The 18,747-nt window shown below is 68.6% G+C and carries 17 protein-coding genes and 1 tRNA gene; 1 reads left to right on the top strand and 17 read right to left on the bottom strand.

Annotated features, from left to right (window positions below):
• Positions 1-16: 16 nt before the first annotated feature.
• The 3 genes from CGU34_RS07035 to CGU34_RS07025 all read right to left on the bottom strand — a co-directional run bounded on the left by CGU34_RS07035 (position 17) and on the right by CGU34_RS07025 (position 3,224).
• Positions 17-586 (bottom strand): LemA family protein, encoded by a 570-nt coding sequence (locus tag CGU34_RS07035; protein ID WP_036301308.1) that lies wholly within the window; start codon positions 584-586, stop codon positions 17-19.
• 86 nt (positions 587-672) lie between these two features.
• A complete protein-coding gene (locus CGU34_RS07030) occupies positions 673-1,986 on the bottom strand; it encodes a D-arabinono-1,4-lactone oxidase (protein WP_100813696.1) in 1,314 nt (437 codons plus the stop codon).
• The gene (locus CGU34_RS07025; protein WP_440344731.1) at positions 1,983-3,224 is read right to left on the bottom strand and encodes an alanine racemase; all 1,242 of its coding nucleotides are present in this window, start codon (positions 3,222-3,224) and stop codon (positions 1,983-1,985) included. The genes CGU34_RS07030 and CGU34_RS07025 overlap by 4 nt, the downstream gene beginning before the upstream one ends.
• A gap of 200 nt (positions 3,225-3,424) precedes the next feature.
• Here CGU34_RS07025 and CGU34_RS07020 point away from each other — a divergent pair, with 200 nt between their 5' ends.
• Entirely contained in the window at positions 3,425-4,708 is a 1,284-nt protein-coding gene (locus tag CGU34_RS07020) for an HNH endonuclease signature motif containing protein (protein ID WP_157811252.1), read from the top strand.
• A gap of 220 nt (positions 4,709-4,928) precedes the next feature.
• On the opposite strand, the gene CGU34_RS07015 is transcribed toward CGU34_RS07020, so the two are convergent.
• The 14 genes from CGU34_RS07015 to CGU34_RS06955 all read right to left on the bottom strand — a co-directional run bounded on the left by CGU34_RS07015 (position 4,929) and on the right by CGU34_RS06955 (position 18,733).
• A tRNA-Leu gene (locus CGU34_RS07015) sits at positions 4,929-5,002 on the bottom strand.
• A complete protein-coding gene (locus tag CGU34_RS07010; RefSeq protein WP_100813694.1) occupies positions 4,993-6,384 on the bottom strand; it encodes a glycosyltransferase family 2 protein in 1,392 nt (463 codons plus the stop codon). The genes CGU34_RS07015 and CGU34_RS07010 overlap by 10 nt, the downstream gene beginning before the upstream one ends.
• Positions 6,385-6,396: 12 nt before the next feature.
• Positions 6,397-7,701 carry a non-hydrolyzing UDP-N-acetylglucosamine 2-epimerase gene (wecB, locus tag CGU34_RS07005; RefSeq protein WP_100813693.1) on the bottom strand — a complete coding sequence of 435 codons (1,305 nt, stop codon included), beginning with the start codon at positions 7,699-7,701 and terminating at the stop codon, positions 6,397-6,399.
• Between the two features lie 40 nt (positions 7,702-7,741).
• Positions 7,742-9,169 carry an NAD(P)/FAD-dependent oxidoreductase gene (locus CGU34_RS07000; protein WP_036297458.1) on the bottom strand — a complete coding sequence of 476 codons (1,428 nt, stop codon included), beginning with the start codon at positions 9,167-9,169 and terminating at the stop codon, positions 7,742-7,744.
• 97 nt (positions 9,170-9,266) lie between these two features.
• The gene (locus CGU34_RS06995; protein WP_232711575.1) at positions 9,267-10,550 is read right to left on the bottom strand and encodes a S8 family peptidase; all 1,284 of its coding nucleotides are present in this window, start codon (positions 10,548-10,550) and stop codon (positions 9,267-9,269) included.
• Positions 10,547-11,062 carry a DUF501 domain-containing protein gene (locus tag CGU34_RS06990; protein ID WP_100813692.1) on the bottom strand — a complete coding sequence of 172 codons (516 nt, stop codon included), beginning with the start codon at positions 11,060-11,062 and terminating at the stop codon, positions 10,547-10,549. Before CGU34_RS06990 ends, CGU34_RS06995 begins: the two co-directional genes overlap by 4 nt.
• A gap of 43 nt (positions 11,063-11,105) precedes the next feature.
• On the bottom strand, positions 11,106-11,522 hold the full coding sequence (locus CGU34_RS06985; RefSeq protein ID WP_232711574.1) for a septum formation initiator family protein: 417 nt from the start codon (positions 11,520-11,522) through the stop codon (positions 11,106-11,108).
• A 249-nt stretch (positions 11,523-11,771) separates the two neighbouring features.
• Positions 11,772-13,052: a phosphopyruvate hydratase gene (gene eno, locus CGU34_RS06980; protein ID WP_100813691.1), complete on the bottom strand. Its 1,281-nt coding sequence runs from the start codon at positions 13,050-13,052 to the stop codon at positions 11,772-11,774.
• A 115-nt stretch (positions 13,053-13,167) separates the two neighbouring features.
• A complete protein-coding gene (locus CGU34_RS06975) occupies positions 13,168-13,851 on the bottom strand; it encodes an O-methyltransferase (RefSeq protein WP_100813690.1) in 684 nt (227 codons plus the stop codon).
• A complete protein-coding gene (locus tag CGU34_RS16935; RefSeq protein ID WP_157811251.1) occupies positions 13,851-14,018 on the bottom strand; it encodes a MetS family NSS transporter small subunit in 168 nt (55 codons plus the stop codon). The genes CGU34_RS06975 and CGU34_RS16935 overlap by 1 nt, the downstream gene beginning before the upstream one ends.
• Entirely contained in the window at positions 14,015-15,649 is a 1,635-nt protein-coding gene (locus CGU34_RS06970) for a sodium-dependent transporter (RefSeq protein ID WP_100813689.1), read from the bottom strand. The genes CGU34_RS16935 and CGU34_RS06970 overlap by 4 nt, the downstream gene beginning before the upstream one ends.
• Positions 15,650-15,735: 86 nt before the next feature.
• The gene (locus CGU34_RS06965) at positions 15,736-16,554 is read right to left on the bottom strand and encodes an SGNH/GDSL hydrolase family protein (protein WP_100813769.1); all 819 of its coding nucleotides are present in this window, start codon (positions 16,552-16,554) and stop codon (positions 15,736-15,738) included.
• A gap of 86 nt (positions 16,555-16,640) precedes the next feature.
• The gene (hisS, locus tag CGU34_RS06960) at positions 16,641-17,906 is read right to left on the bottom strand and encodes a histidine--tRNA ligase (RefSeq protein ID WP_232711593.1); all 1,266 of its coding nucleotides are present in this window, start codon (positions 17,904-17,906) and stop codon (positions 16,641-16,643) included.
• A 161-nt stretch (positions 17,907-18,067) separates the two neighbouring features.
• Complete coding sequence (locus CGU34_RS06955) at positions 18,068-18,733, bottom strand: MazG family protein (protein WP_198517715.1); 666 nt, start codon at positions 18,731-18,733, stop codon at positions 18,068-18,070.
• Positions 18,734-18,747 lie beyond the last annotated feature (14 nt).

Below are 18,747 nucleotides of genomic sequence, written 5' to 3'. Positions count from 1 at the left end.
CGCGATGGCTGTCACGTCAGAACTGAACGCGCGGCGGCTCGGAGATCGCGGCGCCGTTCTCGACCTCGAAGAACTCGCGTTCCTGAAAACCGAGGTTCCGAGCGAACAGGTTGTTCGGGAAGATCTTGATCTTGGTGTTCAGCTCACGCACGCCGCCGTTGTAGAAGCGACGGGATGCCTGGATCTTGTCTTCTGTGTCGACGATCGACTGCTGCAGCTGCAGGAAGTTCTGACTCGCCTGCAGTTGCGGGTACGCCTCAGCGACGGCGAACAGGGACTTCAGGGCCTGCTGCATGTGCCCCTCGGCGACTCCCGCGTCCGCCGGGCCCTGCGCCTGCAGAGTCTCGGCTCGCGCCCGGGTGACGCTCTCGAATACGCCTCGCTCGTGCGCGGCGTACCCCTTGACCGTGTCGATCAGGTTGGGCAGCAGATCAGCACGCCTCTTGAGCTGCACGGTGATGTCGCTCCACGCCTCGTCGACGCGCACGTTCAGCTGCACCAGCGAGTTGTACGTGGCCCAGAGGTAGATGCCGACGATGGCGACCAGGGCGACGACGATCAGGACCGGAATGAGCCATTCCCACATGGGTGTCTCCAGAAAGCGAGGTAGTCAGACGCGAGTTGTCGTACGTTCGCCCATCCTACCGACGCATCCCGGCGAACCCCTGGGAACTATTCGCCTAAAACCCGTTCCAGGTAGACGTTCGTGAAGCGCCTGTTGGGGTCGAGTCGGTCCCGCAGCGCCACGAAATCCGTGAAGCGCGGGTAACGCTCGGCGAAGTCGGCGGCACCGAGAGTGTGCATCTTTCCCCAGTGCGGCCGCCCGCCGTGCGCGAGCATGATCGGTTCGATCGCCGCGAAGTACTCCGTCGGGTCTTCCCGCCAATAGCGGTGCACGGCGATGTATCCGCTCGCGCGTCCGTGGGCTGTGGACATCCAGAGGTCGTCCGCCGCCGCCGCGCGCACCTCGATCGGAAACGACACGCGCAGATCGGATGCATCGATCGCGGCCTGCACGTCCCGAAACGCCGCGGCGAGGTTCTCGAGGGGGACGGCGTACTCCATCTCGCGGAAGCGCACGGTCCGGTCTTGCGTGAACACGCGCGTCGATAGATCGGTGTACTCGCGATCACCCGTCAGGCGCGTCGCGAGCCGGTTGATCGGGGGTGCCATCGCGGGAACGAGAGACGCCGACCCGCACGTCATGCGGTAGAGACCGTTGGCCAGCAGTGTCTCATCCAGCCAACGCGAGGCGCGCGGGAGCGGCGCGCGGGGCGCACTCTCGGGCAGGCGTGTATTCGTCTTGGTGAGCGCGACGTCGGTGTGCGGAAACCAGTAGAACTCGAAGTGATCGGATGCCTCGAGCCGGGCGGGCAGCTCCGCCACCACATCCTCGACCGGTTCGGGACGTTCCACCGCGCGCAGCACGAACGCGGGCACGCATTGCAGCGTGACGTCGACCAGGATGCCCAGGGCCCCGAGCCCGAGCGCTACCGCGGGCAGCATCTCCGTGTTCTCGTCGTCGCTCACGGTGAGCAGCTCGCCCGTGCCGGTCACGAGGGTTGCCCCGACCACTTGCGTCGAGATGCCCCCGAAGCGCAGGCCCGTGCCGTGCGTCCCGGTCGAGATCGCCCCCGCGATGGACTGGCGATCGATGTCGCCGAGGTTCGCCATCGCGAGTCCGAAGGGGGCGAGCAGCCGTGGCATCTGATGCAGCCGAGTGCCCGCGAGGACGCGAACGCGCGCCCGCTCGCGATCGACCTCGACGATGCCGCTCAGCTCATCGAGATCGAGCAGAACGCCTGGCGCAACGGCGATCCCGGTGAAGCTGTGGCCGGCGCCGACCGCCTTGATGCGCAGTCCCCGCGCGATCGCAGCCTGCACCGAGCGGACGACGGCGGCGGTATCGGCGGGACGCTCGACCCGTTGCGGCCGCACCTGCGCGGTTCTGGCCCAGTTACGCCAGGTGCCGCCGATCCGGGTCACAGGAACGCTCGCCCTTCGCCGCGATAGGTCGGAAGCGCCCGCGCAATCGAGTCGCCGCCCACGAGCTGGACCTCATCGATCCGTTCCAACTGCTCGCCGCTCTTGGAGGGTCGAAACCACACCCGGTCGCCGACGGCGAGCGCTCGCGCATTCTCGCCCTGAAGCGGTGTCTGCACCTCACCCGCACCCTCACGATCGAGCGCGCGGAGGCCCGTCGGCCAGACAGGGAGCGGCTGGCGGGAGGCGAGCGGCGGCCCGGAGGCGATCCACCCGCCGCCGAGGATCGTTGCGATGTCGGGCGTCGGACGCCGCACCACGTCGTACGCAAAGGCGAGGGCCGGAGCCGGTGCGAACGCGCGGTAGCGGTCGAAGAGGTGGCCGGCGAAGAGCCCGCTGCCCGCGGTCACCTCTGTCACGGCGGCGTCGGCGGCCGTGAGTTCGAGCGATCCCGTGCCGCCCCCGTTCACGAACTCGAGGGGTGTGATGTCGCGGAGCGCGGCGACGATCGCGCCGCGTCGCTCCCGCAACTCCGCGATCGACCGACCCTGCATCCACCGGATGACCCCGTCGCCGCGGCCGTCGTGGTCGGGCTGCCCGGCGATCTGGGCTTCGTACATCATGAGCCCGACGAGGTCGAAGCCGGGCCGCATCGCGATCGTGCGAGCGAACTCCCGCACCTCGGCGACGGTGTGCAGGGGCGACCGGCGCACACCGATGTGCCCGAGCGCGGGTGCTCGCCACGAGGCATCCGCATCGATCGCAACCCGGATCCGCGGGCGCTTTCCGGCGGGGGCGACGGCATCGACCAGATCGAGCTGCGCGGGATCGTCGACCATGAGGGTCACACGGGACGTCAGCTGGTCATCGGACGCGAGTCGAGCAAGGCTCGCACGGTCGGCGCTCGGGTACCCCATCACGACGTCGTCGTGCGTCTCCGCGAGCCAGAGTGCTTCGGCGAGGGTGAACGCCAGGATGCCTCGGTAACCCGGCAGGCGTAGCACCGCGTCGATGACCTCGCGAACGCGCACAGACTTGCTCGCCACGCGGATCGGGGCGCCGCCTGCACGCACGAGCATGTCGAGGGCGTTGTAGCGCAACGCGCCAAGATCGAGGGCGGCGACCGGCGCCGGCAGGTGTGCGGTGGCTGTCGTGAGCCGGGGCCAATACGCCGCCGGCCTGGTCCAGGGCGTGGGATCGCCGACCGGGTCAGGGGGCGTGGGCGCCGTCAGATCGAGCACGCCCCCAGCCTAGGGCCGGGGTCGGCTCCCTTGATCATCGCGTCTGCTGAGCGGACTGTGGCGCCCACGCTCGCGACGACTCGCTTGTTTCGCGGGCCCGACGCAAGATGTGAGAAGTCTCATCTACTCGGCGCGATTTCGGCGTGATTCGGGGGCTTTTCGGGGTTCGGATGTCGGTGGTCATCCGTAGAGTTTCGAACATGCATTCGAATCATGGTGACGTCGAGACGACGGGGGTGGACGCGATCGCGCGCGAGCTCGCTGGGGAGGGCCTCGACGCTCGGCGTGCGAATGCGCGCACCGAAGCCGCGCTCGCGCGAGTGTTCGCGAAAGCGGCACACGTGGGTGCGCGCCGCGTCGCGGAGTTGGCCTCCCCCTCGTCGCGCGAAGCCGAGCTGCCGTATCGCGCTTTGGCGGCAGAGCTTGGCGCAGCGATGAACATGTCCGACCGGACCGTGCAGCGTCGCATGAACGATGCCGCGGTTTTGGAGGAGTCGTTCCCGGCCACGTTCGCGGCGTGGGACGAGGGGCGGATCACCGGTGCGCATGTTGCGGTGATCATGGAACACGGACTCCCCCTCACGGATGCTCAGGCGCGGGCGGAGTTCGAGCGTGAAGCGCTGATTCGGGCCGAGGAAACGACGCCCGGGAGGCTCGGGGCGTCGCTCGCGCGCCTCGCGGAGTCGTTGCAGCCGCGCCCGCTCGCGGAGCGCCACAAGGAGGCACGCGCGTCGCGGGGCGCGTGCGTGCGCGACATCGGGGACGGGATGGCCGAGTTCATCTCCACTCAACCCGCCGTGCTGGCCCACGCGATGCACGATCGCATCACGCAACAAGCCCAAGCGTTGAAGAACGCCGACCCCACCGACACCCGCACCCTGGATCAGATCCGCGCGGACCTGGTGGCCGACATGCTGCTCACCACGACGCCATCCGTCGAAACCGGGGCGGGGATGACGGACGGGGTCGGTGGCCTGGGGGCGATTCGCGGGATCGTGAACGTCACGGTGCCCGCTCTGGCGTTGGCTGGAGTGACGGACGAGCCCGCGGAACTGGTCGGCCGCTGCCCGATCGACCCGGCCACCGCTCGCGCTCTTGCGGGGCATGCGACCGGATGGGATCGCGTCTTGGCCGATCCGATCACGGGATGCGTTCTGGCCGTGGATCGGTACACCCCGTCGGCGGACATGAAGCGGTTCCTGCGGGCGAGGGATCAGCACTGCCGGTTCCCCGGGTGCCGGCAACCCGCACACCGGTGCGATCGCGATCACACTCTCGACTACGCCCTCGGCGGTGAAACGGCCGTGTGCAACCTCGCTTGTCTCTGCAAACGACACCACACCCTGAAAGGCGAAACAGCCTGGACGGTCCGGCAACTCGGCGGCGGCGTTCTCGAATGGACCTCGCCCGGCGGTCACGTCTACATCGACAAACCACCCTCGGCCATCCATTTCACCCCAAACACGGATCCGCCACCCTTCTGAGGGCCCCGGTCACTGAGCCTGCCGAAGTGACCCGTTGTGCCGTGCGTGCGCGGTTCCGGTGTGCTCCCTTCGACAGGCTCAGGGAGCGCGTTGTCCCCGGTCACTGAGCCTGCCGAAGTGACTCGTTGCCGCGCCAGTTCATCGCGCCCGGTTCCTGCGCTCCCTTCGACAGGCTCAGGGAGCGTAGGCCCCACGGCAGCTTCTCCGTCACCCAGAGCGGTACCCCCGGTGGGACTCGAACCCACACTGAAGCGATTTTAAGTCGCCTGCCTCTGCCGATTGGGCTACGGGGGCGTGACCGTGCGGTCGCTTTCGGCGCCACGTCTTTCGTGTGCGCCGTCCCCTCCAGTATCCCCGACCGCCGAGGCATCCATCCCCTGCGTCTCGCGTGCCGTCTTCGCCCACGATGTGCGTCCCGACAGCTGTCGGAACAGCCCGACGGCGAGCACGGGGAACACGATCCACGAATAGGCCGTGTAGGGAATCACGAGAACGAGGGCGACGAAGGGCGAATACCAGCGACCCCCGCGCAACGCGAGCGTGACGACGCCCGGCCCGAACGACAGGGTCATGAAGAAGATCAGGATCCACCAGTGCGAGGGCCGGTAGGGCACCCCGCTCGCAAAGGCGAGGACCACGGACACGACGAGGGCGAAACCCGTCAGGAGCTGAAGCGCCGGCGTGAGCAGGTAGTACACGCTGTCGACGCGGGCGAGGAACGGCACCCGCAGGCGCGGGATACCGCGCAGCAACTCGAGGGCCTGCCAGCTGCCCTGCGCCCAGCGCACCCGCTGGCGATACAGGCGTCGGAGCGAGTTGAGGCCCTGCTGGTCGATGGCGACCGAGTTGTCCTGCACCCCGGCCCACCCGGCCTGGATGAGGCGCACGCCGAGATCCTGATCCTCGGTCAGCCGATCGCGCCACGGGCCCGACCCGTCGTCGATACTCGCGAGCGCGGACAGTCGGTTGAACTGTCCGTTTCCGCCCATGTTCGCCGTTCCCCACCAGGCACGCCCCGCCTGGAAGACGAGGCCGAAGGACGAGAACTCCACGTCCTGCGCCCAGGTGAGCCATCCGCGCCGGTTGTAGATCCGGACGAGGGATTGCACTCCCCCGACGCCACCGTCGTGAAAGTGGCGCGCGGCCGATCGCGGGGCCTCGGGATCGAGCCGACCGTCGGCGTCCACCACCACGACGATCACGTGGTCTTCGTCCCACATCGAGAGGGCGGGGTCGGCGCGAAGCTCCGAGCGGACATGCGCGTACGCAGCGTTCAGGGCGGCGGCCTTTCCCTCCCGCGCGTGCGGCGCGGTGCGGTCAAGGACCCTCAGGCGCGGATCGTCCATCCCGGCCAGGATCTCGCCGGTGCGGTCATCGGAACCGTCGTTGATCACCAGGAACATCGCGTGCGTCGCCGCGACCTGTCGCAGGCGCGCGACGCTATCGGCGATCGTGACCTCTTCGTTGAGCGCGGGAACGAGGAACACCCAGAGAAATCGCTCCTCGCTCATCCCTCCGGGGTCGCGACGCACGTCACCGCGCACACGAGCCCGAAACCGTGCCGCGAACACGAGGAGCGTCGTGACCGACACGAAGGACGAAACCGTGATCGCCAGCACCGCCCAGAACAGCACTTGCACCCAGAGCGGCAGGCCCGTGAAGATGTCAAAAAACACGAGACGCCTCGCTCACCAGGAGTCGCCCCACGGATGCAGCCGGCCCTGTTCGACCGGATCCTCGCTGCCCGCCGCGCGCAGTACCGAGAGTCGATCGAAGCCCGGAGGCCCGAACGGCTGCGGCGGTCGCGTATTGAAGATGACGTGCTCGAGACCGCGCACGATACGCTCGGCGGCCTTCCCATCGCCGTACGGATTGCGGCGGGTCGTCGCCAGCGCATAGGCACGCTCGTCGTCGAGCAGGCGGGATGCCGCGGCCACGATCCGCGCCGTGTCGGTGCCGACCAGCTGCACCGTTCCCGCCTCGACGCCCTCGTGCCGCTCGGTACTCTCACGGACGCAGATGACCGGTGTGCCGAGCGACGGCGCTTCTTCCTGGATGCCACCGGAGTCGGTGATGGCTATCGTCGAGCGCTTCAGCAGCTTCGCGAACTGTTCGTAGCCCATCGGCCCCACGAGCGAAACGTTCTCTTCGTTCGAAAGTCGCGCGACCATGACGGCCGCGACATCCGGGTTCGGGTGTAGCGCGACGACAAAGCGGACATCGCGGTGCGTCATGGCCAGGATCCCCACGGCATCGGCGATGCGCTCGAGCGGGGCGCCCCAGTTCTCGCGCCGGTGAGCCGTGACGGCGACCACCCGCGGGCCATCGGGATCCTCGATGTCGGCGAGCTGCGGATAGTCGTAGGGCACATCGAGACCGGCCGCGATGTGCAACGCGTCGATCGCGGTGTTGCCGGTCACGAAGATGCGGGAGCCGGCGATGTGTTCGCGGATCAGGTTCTCTTTGTTCCGCTCCGTCGGGGCGAGGTGCCACGCGGCGATCCGGCTGATCAGCTGACGGTTCAGCTCTTCGGGGAACGGCGACAGGGTGTCGTTCGTGCGCAGACCCGCCTCGACGTGGACGACGGGAAGGTGCAGGTGGAACGCCGCCAGAGCGGATGCAGCGGCACTCGTCGTGTCGCCGTGCACAAAAGCGGCGGCCGGGTAGCCGGTTGCGTAGGGCGCCTCGGCGGGCGGAAGCGGCGGACCGAATCGATCGTGCAAGAACGCCTCGAGCCGCACCAGCACGGCCGAGAACAGGGTGTTCAGCGTGCGCGGGGCCGGTGGCAGATCGAACGTGACGTCCGGTGTGATGCCGCCGATCGCGAGCACGTGCGCAACGAGCTCCGCGTGCTGCCCCGTCGACACGACGATCGGCTCGAAACGCGTGCTGTCGCGCACCGCCACGATGAGCGGCAGCATCTTGATGGCCTCGGGGCGCGTGCCGACGACGAAGACGGCATGCAGCTTGTCGTGAGGCGTGGTCTCTTCCATGCGCACACGTTATCGACTCGCGAACCCGCGAGCCGGGAGGTCAACGGGAAGCCGCCGCCTTCGCAGGCGCCGTCTTGGCGTCCTTCGCGGGCTCGGCCGGCTTGTCCGAACCGGATGCCGCGGCATCCGTCTTCGGTGCTGCCTGAGCCGGCCGCGGACGCGCCGCGAACTCCTCGAACACGTAGCGCGGGTGCTGCACCGTCTCGAGGTTCACGAGGTCGCGACCCAACCAGAAGTTGTTCCACCAACCGCCGAAGACGCGGAGCTTGCGCTCCCACGACGGGATCGCCAGCATGTGGTAACCACGGTGCGCGAGCCACGCGAGAAAGCCCTTGATGGCGATCTTGTTGGACTGGAACACACCGTTGTAGAGGCCGAGACCCGCGACCGCGCCGAGGTTCTTGTGGATGTAGTTCTCGGGAAGCTCGCCCCGCAGCACGGCGGTGAGGTTCTTGGCGAGAAGCTTGGCCTGACGGACGGCGTGCTGAGCGTTGGGCACGCAATAGCCGCCCACGCCCCCACCTGTCAGGTCGGGAACGGCCGAGACGTCACCCGCGGCCCAGGCACCCTCGACGATCTCGTCGTCGGTACCCACGCGCAGGTCGGGACGGGTGCGGATGCGTCCGCGCTCTTCCACCGGCAGGTCGCCGCCGCGGACGACCTCGGGGTTCGCCATGACGCCCGCGGTCCAGATGATGATGTCGCTCGGGATGACCTCGCCCGTTGACAGCTCGACGTTGCCGTCGACGGCTCCGGTGACCTGCGTGTCGAGGTGCACGTATGCACCACGCTTGGCCAGGTCGGCGAGCACCCACTCGCTGGACTTGAGCGAGACCTCGGGCATGATGCGCCCCATCGCCTCGATCAGGTGGAAGTGGGTCTCGTCGAAGGTCAGCTCGGGGTAGTTCTTCAACAGGGCCGAAGCGAACGAGCGCAGCTCGGCGAACACCTCGATACCGGCGAAACCGCCACCGACCACGACGACCGTAAGCAGACGCTCACGCGCCGGGCCGGGGGGAAGCAGCGCCGCCTTGTCGAAGTTCGACATCAGCTTGTCGCGGATCGCGACCGCCTCTTCGATCGTCTTGAGCCCGATCGCGTTGTCGGCGATGCCCGGGATGGGGAAGGTGCGCGACACGGCGCCCGCGGTGACGACGATCTGGTCGTACTGCTCCTGCCACGGCTCGCCGACGGCCGGCGTGAGCGTGGCGGTCTTGTGCGCGTGGTCGATCCCGGTCACCTTCGCCGTGACGACCTTCGTGCGCTTCAGGTGACGGCGCAGGGCGACGACGGAGTGGCGCGCCTCGATGGAGCCCGCCGCGACCTCGGGAAGGAACGGCTGGTAGGTCATGTACGGCAGGGGGTCGACGATCGTGACGGCGGCCTCACCCTTGCGCAGGTGCTTTTCGAGCTTCCACGCCGTATAGAAGCCTGCATAGCCGCCGCCGACCACGAGAATCTTGGGCACGGTGTTCGTTGGCCCTGGGTTGGTGGGGTCCGTGTTCGTGGGCTCGGCGTTCGTCACGGGCACGGTGTTACTCACGTGAAAGGGACTCCTTGACAGTTCAACTGCTCGGCGTGCGTAAATCGCGCGCCGTTCTGACTCGCCGGGCAGCTGCAGTGACGCCGAGCGCCACCAGGATACCAGCCAGGGTGATCGCGAAAAGCGGTAGAGAGCCGTAGACGAGGGATTCGCGTGACGGCAGCAGCGGCGAACGGGCCGGTGTCGCCGTATCCGCGGGGGGCAAAGCGTCCACCTCGACCGGAACCGCGGTCTGATCGGGCGCCGGGCCCGAGTCAGCACGGCGGTAGAGCCGAATCCACTCCTCCAGGCTCCCCATCGGGTTCTCGGTCACCGAAGCGACGCTGGCCGAAACGGCGCCCGCCGCATCCACGATGCCGGCACCGTAGAGCCGGGGGTCCGTGCCGGCGGCCGGTCTGGCCGTCTCGATGATCCGGTTGATGACGTTGGCGACGTCGAGCTCAGGATGCGCCGAGCGCACCAGCGCGGCGATGCCGGCGACGAGGGGCGCCGCGCCGCTCGTGCCGCTCCACTCGACGATTCGGCCGTCCGCCGATACGCCCAGCAGCTTTTCGCTCGGTGCCGAGATCCCGATCGTGATCCCCTGCGTCGACGCTTCGACACTCGCGTTGCCCTGGGGGTCGACACCGCCGACCGTCAGCACGCCGGGAATGGTCGCCGGAGCGCCGACGCGGGTCGTACCCGTGCCGCGGTTGCCGGCCGCGACGACCACGACGACGTCGTTGTCGAAGGCGTACTCGAACGCGCTGTCCCAGAGCGGGTCCCAGCCCAGGGTGTTCGTCGTGAAAGAGAGGTTGATGACGGTCGCGCCGTTATCGACCGCCCAACGGATCGCCTCGGAGACCTGATCCACGAACGGGACAGGGGCGGATGACCCGAACCCGAGCGACACCGAGAGGAGTTTCGCGTCGGGCGCGACCCCCACCATTCCTTTACCGTCGGCCGTTCCCCGCGCGGCGGCGAGGGACGCAACCCACGACCCGTGGTTGGAGTCCACGACCCCGACGGGCGTGCGGCCATCCGAGCTGCCGAGACCCGAGACATCCGTTCCTCCCGCTACGGCGCCCTGGAACTCGGGCGGCCCCGAGCCGATGCCCGTGTCGATGATCGCGATCGTCTGCCCCGCGCCTCGGGTCGTCTGCCAGGCGGTACGCACCCCCAGCGAATCGAGCCAATACTCCGCGGCGCGGACCGGGTCTGCCGTGTCATCGGGGACCGGCGATGCGGCGGCGGGAGGGCCGAAGAAGACGGGCGTCGCAGCGATCACGGCCGCGAGCAGCAGCGCGAGGGCGCGCGAGGTCTTCACGAGGCCGAACCCGGCGTCTCGCACTCGCACACGCCCGGCGACCAGCGCGAGCGCTCGAGGGCTCGGTCTCCGATCGGGTTGACGCCCGGTCCGGCGGCGAGCGCATGACCGGCCAGGGCGTGCAGGCACTTCACCCGGACCGGCATACCGCCGGCGGAGATGCCCGCGATCTCGTCGACATCGCCATAGTTCGAGCGGTCGGCGAGGTACGCGGCGTGGGCGCGGGCGTACTCGGCCGAGATGTCGTCGTCGACCAGCAGATCCTGCAGCTCGGCCATGACGTGCGTCGCCTCGAGCTCGCTCATCGCCGCGGTGGCGGCCGGATGCGTCAGGTAGTAGAACGTCGGGAAGGGGCTGCCATCGGGCAACCGTGGCGATGTCGCGACAACCGTCGGATTTCCGCACACGCAGCGTGCGGCGATGCCGAGGACTCCGCGAGCGGGCCGCCCCAATTGCGCGCTGACGACCGCGAGTTCGGCCTCGGTGGGCGCGGCGAAGGGCGGTGTCGTCACCTGACCAGGGTAACCGCCGAAGCTGCCGAGGACGGCCCGTCTGCTACGGGGCGGGACTCTCGGTCGACGGTTCGGGGTCGGGCACGCCGATCGTCGGTTCGGTCACGGTCTGGGCGAGCCCGGCGGTCGTCACCGATGCCAATAGCTGCGTCATCCAGTCCGTCGGCGTCTCGACGACATCCGCGCTCACGGGCTTCTCCGCCGTCGGCTGCAGATCGGCAGGCAGGTCGTTCACGACCAGGTAGACGACCTCGCCGGGACGCATGTAATACAGCCGCTCGCGCGCCTGTGTCGTGATGTAGGCGGGGTCGCCCCAGCGTTCCTGCTGCTGCGTGAGCTGCTCGACCTCTTCTTGGCCCGCGACGACGGATGCCTCGAGCGCTGCGATCGTCTGACGCTGCTGCACGAAGTTGCCGAAGGTGGGCACGAGGACGAACGCGGCGAGTACCACCAGACTCATCATCACGACCATGAACCCGGAGAGCCGCACCCCGCCGAGCCAGCCCCGCACATCGACCCGGCGCGCACCGGATTCGCGGTCGGCCGGACGCGACCGTGCCTGCCGTGACGAAGCCTGCCGTGAAGATGGCTGCTGTGAGCCGGATGGACGGCGGGCCGAGCTCCGAGAAGCAGCCGGGCGGGAAACGGAAGAGGGGGGAACCGGTCGTTTCGCCACGGTTCCCCCCTCCTTCAATCCTGCTTCGGTGCGTTACCCCTGGTAGCGGGGGAAGGCCGAGCGGCCCGCGAAGACCGCGGCGTCGCCGAGCTCTTCTTCGATACGCAGAAGCTGATTGTATTTCGCGACGCGCTCGCTGCGGGCGGGCGCGCCGCTCTTGATCTGACCCGACCCGGTCGCGACGGCGAGGTCGGCGATCGTGGTGTCTTCGGTCTCACCCGAGCGGTGCGAGAACATCGTCGTGTAGCCGGCGCGGTGCGCCATGTCGACGGCGTCGAGCGTCTCGGAAAGCGTGCCGATCTGGTTGACCTTGACCAGCAGCGAGTTGGCGACACCGCGGTTGATGCCATCCGCCAGGCGGGTGGGGTTGGTCACGAACAGGTCGTCGCCGACGAGCTGGATCTTCGATCCGAGCTTCTCGGTGAGGTGCTTCCAGGCGTCCCAGTCGTCCTCGGCGAGGGCGTCCTCGATCGTGATGATCGGGTAGGCGTTCGCGAGCTCGATGTAGTAGTCGGTGAGCTCTTCGGCCGTCCAGTTCTTACCCTCGAAGACGTACGCGCCGTCGCGGAAGAACTCGGTCGCGGCGACATCCATGCCGAGCGCGATGTCGGTGCCGGGCGTGAATCCGGCCTTCTCGATGGCCGTGATGAGAAAGTCCAGGCCCTCGCGGTTGCTCGGGAGGTCGGGGGCGAATCCGCCCTCGTCGCCGAGGCCCGTGGCGTAGCCCGCCTTCAACAGCTCGCCCTTGAGGACGTGGTAGGTCTCGGTGCCCCAGCGGAGGGCCTCGGAGAACGTCTCGGCGCCGATCGGCGCGAGGAAGAACTCCTGCATGTCGATGCCGTTGTCGGCGTGCGATCCGCCGTTGATGACATTGAACAGGGGAACGGGCAGGACGTGCGCGTTCGGACCGCCGAGGTAGCGGAAGAGGGGCAGATCGGCCGAGTCGGCCGCAGCCTTCGCAACCGCGAGGCTGACGCCGAGAATGGCGTTGGCGCCGACGCGGCTCTTGTTCTCGGTGCCGTCGGTCTCGATCATGATCTCGTCGACGATGCGCTGCTCGCTGGCTTCGATGCCTTCGAGCGCCGGGCCGAGCTCGTCGATGACGGCGTCGACGGCCTTCAGCACGCCCTTGCCGCCGTAACGGCTCTTGTCGCCGTCACGCAGTTCGTACGCTTCGAATGCTCCGGTGGATGCGCCGGAGGGAACAGCGGCCCGCTGAACGATTCCGTCGTCGAGCAGCACCTCCACTTCGACTGTCGGGTTGCCTCGCGAATCGAGGATTTCGCGGGCGCCTACTGCCTCGATGAGTGCCACGTGTTTGACTCCTTGCTCGTGCACTGCGGGTGGTTTTCGGAGCGTCGTCGGTCCGCGGTCAGTCTAGCGAGGTGGTCGCGTGCGCACAGGGCGCGAGCGCGTCGTTCACCGCGCGTTACGGTGCCGATGCCCCCGTGACGAGCGCCAGGGCGAATCCGTCCCACCCTTTCAGCCCGACCGTCTGCAGGGCCGTTGCGTCGAAACGCGCATCGGCACCCAGCATCTCGAGGGCAGCGCGCGTGCCGGCGACACGGGGGTCGGTCGTGTGCGGATCGACGATCTCACCCTCGCGGCCGATGTTGTCGAGTACGACCACGGTGCCGGGCCGTCCGAGGCGTGCCGCCCAGTCGAGGTAGATCGTGTTCGATTCCTTGTCGGCGTCGATGAAGACCAGATCGAAGGGTTCCGTACCCTCGAGGGTCGGCAGAACCTCCGCGGCTCGCCCGACGAGGATCTCCACCCGCTCCCCTACCCCGGCCGCGTCGATGTTGGCACGCGCCACCTCCGCATTGCGTGGCTCCGCCTCGATCGTGATCACACGACCGTTCTCGTCGAGCGCACGAGCGAGCCAGATGGTCGAGTATCCGCCGAGTGTCCCGATCTCGAGCACGCGTCGAGCTCCCGCTATCCGAGCGAGCAGGTGAAGCAGCTTTCCGGCGACCGGCGCCACCTCGATCGCGGGAAGACCGGCCGCGCTCTGCGCCGCCACCGCTGATTCGAGCGCCGCGTCGTGTCCGACGAGCGAGTCGATGAGGTACTCGTCCGCGCTTCGCCAGTTCGCGGGGGTCGATTCGGCCATCAGGTGTCGTGCTCGATGATGCCGGCGGCCTCGCGCTCATCGTCCACCGCGCCGGGCGGGTATTGGGCGAGTTCCGGCCGATGGCGCAGAAACAGGATGCTCGTCAGCATCCCGCCCCAGACGATCAGGATCGACAGGATCAAGAACGCGATTGCGATCGGGGTCATGACCGTGCTCCCTTCGCGCCGCGTGATGTAGCGCCCGGCGCCGCACGCTCAGCAGAAAGGGGCGGATACTCCGGCCACGCGGTGAAGTCATCCGGCGAGCGCTTCCACCGCAGAACCGAGAGCACGACCGCGCCGACGACGAGCACGAGCACCGTGCCCCAGCCGAACACGAGCAGGTACCACGGAGGCATCCCCCCGTAGCCCTCGGTGATGAGGACGACGATGCGGGAGACCAGCATGTAGCCGAGCACGAGCGGCGCCAGAACGCTGACGAGCAGCACCCAGACACGGCCGACGCGGAAGGTCGACAGGGAGTCGAGATGGTAGCGCAGCTCGGGGCCCTTGCGTGCGACCCACAGCACCAGGACCGTCGTCAGGATCGCGGATGCCACGATGCCGATGTTGTTGGCCCACTGGTCGACGACATCGAGAGCGAGAAGCCCGGTCGTCGTCGAGAAGATCAGCATCGACAGGATGGCCGAGACGATACCGACCGAGAGGGCGGCGCGGCGGGTCGAGAGCCCGAACTTCTCCTGCACCGCGGCCGAGACGACCTGCAGAACCGATACGAGCGACGTGAACCCGGCGAGGGCCAAAGACCCGAAGAACAGGCACCCGAAGATCGGCCCGCCCGGCATCTGCGACACGATCGCGGGGAACGTGATGAACGACAGCCCCACCCCCGTCAGCCCCTCGAGTTCGTCGATCGCCACGCCCTGGCTGAAGGCGAAGAATCCGAGGGTGGCGAACACGCCGATCCCCGCGAGGATCTCGAACGAGGAGTTCGAGAACGCCACCACGAGGCCGGGCGTCGTGAGGTTCGAGCGGCGCTTGCGATACGACGCGTAGGTGATCATGATGCCGAACGCGATCGACAGGGAGAAGAAGATCTGGCTGTACGCCGCGATCCAGACGTTCGGGTCGGCGAGCGCCGTCCAGTCGGGGGTGAACAGCGCGTTGAGGCCTTCTGCCGCGCCGTCGAGGAACAGGGCACGAACGACCAGGATCAGGAACGCGATCACGAGCACCGGGAGCGCGATGACGTTCACGCGCTGCAGTCCCTTCGCGACACCGGCGGCGAGCACGGCGATCGCGAGCACCCAGACGATCGCGAGCGGGATCAGGACGCCCGGCACGAACTCGAGACTGAAGCCCGGGTCGCCTGTCTGCAGGTACTCCCCCGTGAGGAACGCCGCGGGATCGTCGCCCCACCGCAGGTCGAAGGAGAAGACGAAGAAGCTCAGCGACCAGGCGATGACGACCGTGTAGTACAGCCCGATCACGAACGCGATGGTCACCTGGAACCATCCGAGCGATTCCATCCACCGGCCGGTCCTTCCACCGAGGCGCCGGAAGGCGGTCGGTGCGGCGCCGCGGAAGCGGTGGCCGATCGCGTAGTCGAGGAACAGGATCGGGATGCCCGCGGTCAGCAGCGCGATCAGATAGGGAACGAGGAACGCACCGCCACCGTTCTCGTACGCCACGCCGGGAAAGCGCCAGATGTTGCCGAGCCCGACGGCCGACCCGATCGCCGACAGGATGAACCCGACCTGGCCCGTCCACTGCTCCCGCGGTCTGCCCTCGGGGGCCGGGGATGCGGCCGTCTGCTGGTCTTTCTCGAACCGCGCCATGTTGCTCCCGCGTCGTCAGTGTCCGTGTTCCCGCATTCGTGGTGAGCACGCTATCAGCCGCGTCGGCGCTGCCGCGAGGGCTTGCGTCACACCGTGTCGGTTCCCGCTCTCCGGCCCTCCACGGTCGCGACGACGACCGGCAGCAGCGCCTCGGCGGTCCGCCGATACCCCAGGGCGCTCGGGTGGAAGCGGTCGACGCCGAACATCTCATCGGGCTGATCGAAGAACACCGCGCCCACCGCGCTGCGCAGCGACACGGCGGTGGCGCCCGAGCTTTCGGCCACGGCCGCCTGGGCCGCGGCGAGCTGCCGGGACATCTGCGATCCCAGTATTCGCAAGGGTTGGGGCACCGGACGGAGCGCCCCGAGGTCGGGGCAGGTGCCCACGACGACAGGTATGCCACGAGCGCGCAGCCGCGTGATCGCGGCGCGCAGGTGTTCGGCCGACACCGACGCGGGGATGCGATGGGTCACGTCGTTGCCGCCGACCACGATCACCGCGACATCGGCGACGTAGTCCCCGGGCAGGCTGTCGATCTGTTCGGCGAGCGCGGATGACTCGGAGCCGACGATCGCCGCGGTGCGAAGGCGCACCGGGCGGCCGAGGCGGGTCGCGAGTCCCTTCGCCAGGCGCGCCCCGAGGGTGTCCTTGCGGCGATCGGCACCGAGGCCGGCCGCGATCGAATCCCCGAGTACCAGCAGCTCGACGACCTCGCCCGTCAGGCTCTTCTTCCAGACCCGATCCGAGCGCGGCGCGAGTTCACCGAGCGGCTTGCCGATCCGCCGCCGGGCCACAGCCGCCTGACGCGTCAGAAGCATCCGCGCGCCCACCGCGACGCTGAAGCTCACCGCCGCCGTGAGAGCGAGGGTCCCACCGACCGTGAGGGCGATGCGGGAGCGGCTCATACCCGCGATCACACCCCGCCGAGGTGAACGCCGTCTGTCGCGCGTGCGACGCGTGCGTTCCGCGGCGCTGTTCGTCAGGCCGTTCGCTACGCCAGCGGCTTCAGCGTGAGCGACGAGCGCTCGGCTCCGGAAGCAACCGTCGCGAACTCCGTGTATCCGTCGGACACGGCGCGCTCGAGGGTCGGCTTGAGGTTCTTCGTCCGGCGCTCGAGCCGTACGCGTGCGCCCTCGGCGAGGAAGGACGCCTTGAGCGCGAGGAGCTCGGCGACAGGCACATCGGCGTCGTGCACCAGGACGACCGCGGTGGCCGCGGCATCCTCGCCCGCCTCGACCAGATCGACGATGCGCTCGAACCCGATCGAGAACCCGACGGCCGGGACATCCGAGCCGAGGAACCGACCGATCATGCCGTCGTAACGTCCCCCGCCGCCGAGCGAATAACTGACGCTCGGGTGGGCGAGTTCGAAGATCGTGCCGGTGTAGTACCCCATACCCCGAACGAGGAACGGGTCGAAGACGAGGGGAATCTCGGATGCGTCCGACGCCGGTCGTGCCGCGGCGACCGCCTCGCCGAGACCGACGAGGTGCGCGATGACCTCGTCCGGGATTCCCTCGGGCAGCGACTTGCGGATCTGCCGCTCGCCGTACGGGTTGTATTCGCGGGTCTGAGGGCGGCGCAGGAACGCCTCGAAGGCGTCCACGGCCGCGGGCGTTGCGCCCCGCTCGCGGAGTTCGCCCGCCACGCCGTCCGGCCCGATCTTGTCGAGCTTGTCGATCGTGATCAGCACGCCCGCACGCTCGGCATCCGCAAAACCGAAGGTCGCGAGCATCCCGTCGAGCGCACGTCGGTCGTTGATGCGCACGGTCGCACCCGCGAGCCCCAGAGCATCGAGCGTGTCGAGCGTCGCGGCGATCAGCTCGGCCTCGGCGCGGGGAGTCGCATCGCCCAGAACATCGATGTCGCACTGCACGAACTGGCGGTAGCGGCCCTTCTGCGGACGCTCCGCGCGCCACACGGGCGCGATCTGCACGGCACGGAACACGGAGGGAAGCTCGGCGCGGTGCGACGCGTAGAAGCGGGCGAGCGGCACCGTCAGGTCGTAGCGGAGGCCCAGGTCGGCGAGCGCCGCGGGATCGTCCGCTGCGGCACGGATGCCGTCGGCGTCGAGACCTCGGCGCAGGATGCTGAACGACAGCTTCTCGTTGTCACCGCCGAGCCCTGAGTGCAGGCGGTCGTAGTCCTCGACGACGGGCGTCTCGATCTCGTCGAATCCGTGCGCGCGGTAGCGGTCGCGGATGACGGCGAGCACACGCTCGCGGCGAGCCTTTTCGGCGGGGAGGAAGTCGCGCATGCCGCGCGGCGGGTTCACGGATGCCACGGCCCTATCCTTTCATCCGCCGCCCGGCACCTCAGTCGCCCGCATTTGCTCGCGGTCGGAGATCCGGCCAGCGTCGGAGTCCGCTGCGCCGGATGCTCCGACGCTCACCGGATCCCCGATGCTCAACGAGCGGCTCAGCCCGCCTCGGCGGCGCGGATGTCGGACTCGAGCGTGCGCAGGCGCTCCCGCAGAGCCCGCTCGGCATCCCAGCCCCGGGACCGGGCCTGTGCCACCAGCGCGAGCAGCGCGTCACCGAGCTCGGCCTCGCTGCCCGGAGCGGTCGCGACGGGCTCCGGCGCGGGCACAAGACCCGACCCCTTCCCGAGCAGCTTCTGCGCCAGCGCCAGCGAGGGCATGCCTCGAGCTACGCCATCCAACACGCTCCGCCGCTCGCTCTTCTCGGCCGCCTTCGCCGCATTCCAGAGCACCAGCACCTGCTCGGGCGTCTCGGCGACATCATCACCGAAGACGTGCGGATGCCTGCGCACCATCTTCTCCGTCAGCCCGTCGGCGACATCCGCAATGTCGAAGGGTTCAGCGTCGTCGCGCGACGCGATTTCGGCGTGGAACAGCACCTGCCACAGCAGATCGCCGAGCTCCTCACGCAGTTCCGCACGCGAACCATCCTCGACAGCGTCGACCAGCTCGGCACTCTCCTCGATCAGATACGGCACGAGGTCGCGGTGCGTGATCCGCTGGGTCCAGACGCACCGATCGCGAACCAGCCGCATCGTCTCAGCGGCCGCGGCCAGGGCCTCGGCGCGGCGCGCGATCGGGTCTTCGGCGTGCTGCGCGGACATGGCATCCTGTCGCT

The sequence above is a fragment of the Microbacterium lacus genome (assembly GCF_002812805.1).
Classification (GTDB): Bacteria; Actinomycetota; Actinomycetes; order Actinomycetales; family Microbacteriaceae; genus Microbacterium; species Microbacterium lacus_A.
The sequence above is the reverse complement of the archived record's forward strand: the minus strand, read 5'-3'. Positions and strand labels throughout refer to the sequence as shown.

Bases quoted from the DNA above. Each gene is read 5' to 3' on its own strand.
- CGU34_RS07035 (WP_036301308.1), bottom strand. From the start codon at position 586: ATGTGGGAATGGCTCATTCCGGTCCTGATCGTCGTCGCCCTGGTCGCC.
- CGU34_RS07020 (WP_157811252.1), top strand. From the start codon at position 3,425: ATGCATTCGAATCATGGTGACGTCGAGACGACGGGGGTGGACGCGATC.
- wecB (WP_100813693.1), bottom strand. From the start codon at position 7,701: ATGGAAGAGACCACGCCTCACGACAAGCTGCATGCCGTCTTCGTCGTC.
- CGU34_RS06985 (WP_232711574.1), bottom strand. From the start codon at position 11,522: ATGAGTCTGGTGGTACTCGCCGCGTTCGTCCTCGTGCCCACCTTCGGC.
- CGU34_RS06975 (WP_100813690.1), bottom strand. From the start codon at position 13,851: ATGGCCGAATCGACCCCCGCGAACTGGCGAAGCGCGGACGAGTACCTC.
- CGU34_RS16935 (WP_157811251.1), bottom strand. From the start codon at position 14,018: ATGACCCCGATCGCAATCGCGTTCTTGATCCTGTCGATCCTGATCGTC.
- CGU34_RS06970 (WP_100813689.1), bottom strand. From the start codon at position 15,649: ATGGCGCGGTTCGAGAAAGACCAGCAGACGGCCGCATCCCCGGCCCCC.
- CGU34_RS06965 (WP_100813769.1), bottom strand. From the start codon at position 16,554: ATGAGCCGCTCCCGCATCGCCCTCACGGTCGGTGGGACCCTCGCTCTC.
- hisS (WP_232711593.1), bottom strand. From the start codon at position 17,906: ATGCGCGACTTCCTCCCCGCCGAAAAGGCTCGCCGCGAGCGTGTGCTC.
- CGU34_RS06955 (WP_198517715.1), bottom strand. From the start codon at position 18,733: ATGTCCGCGCAGCACGCCGAAGACCCGATCGCGCGCCGCGCCGAGGCC.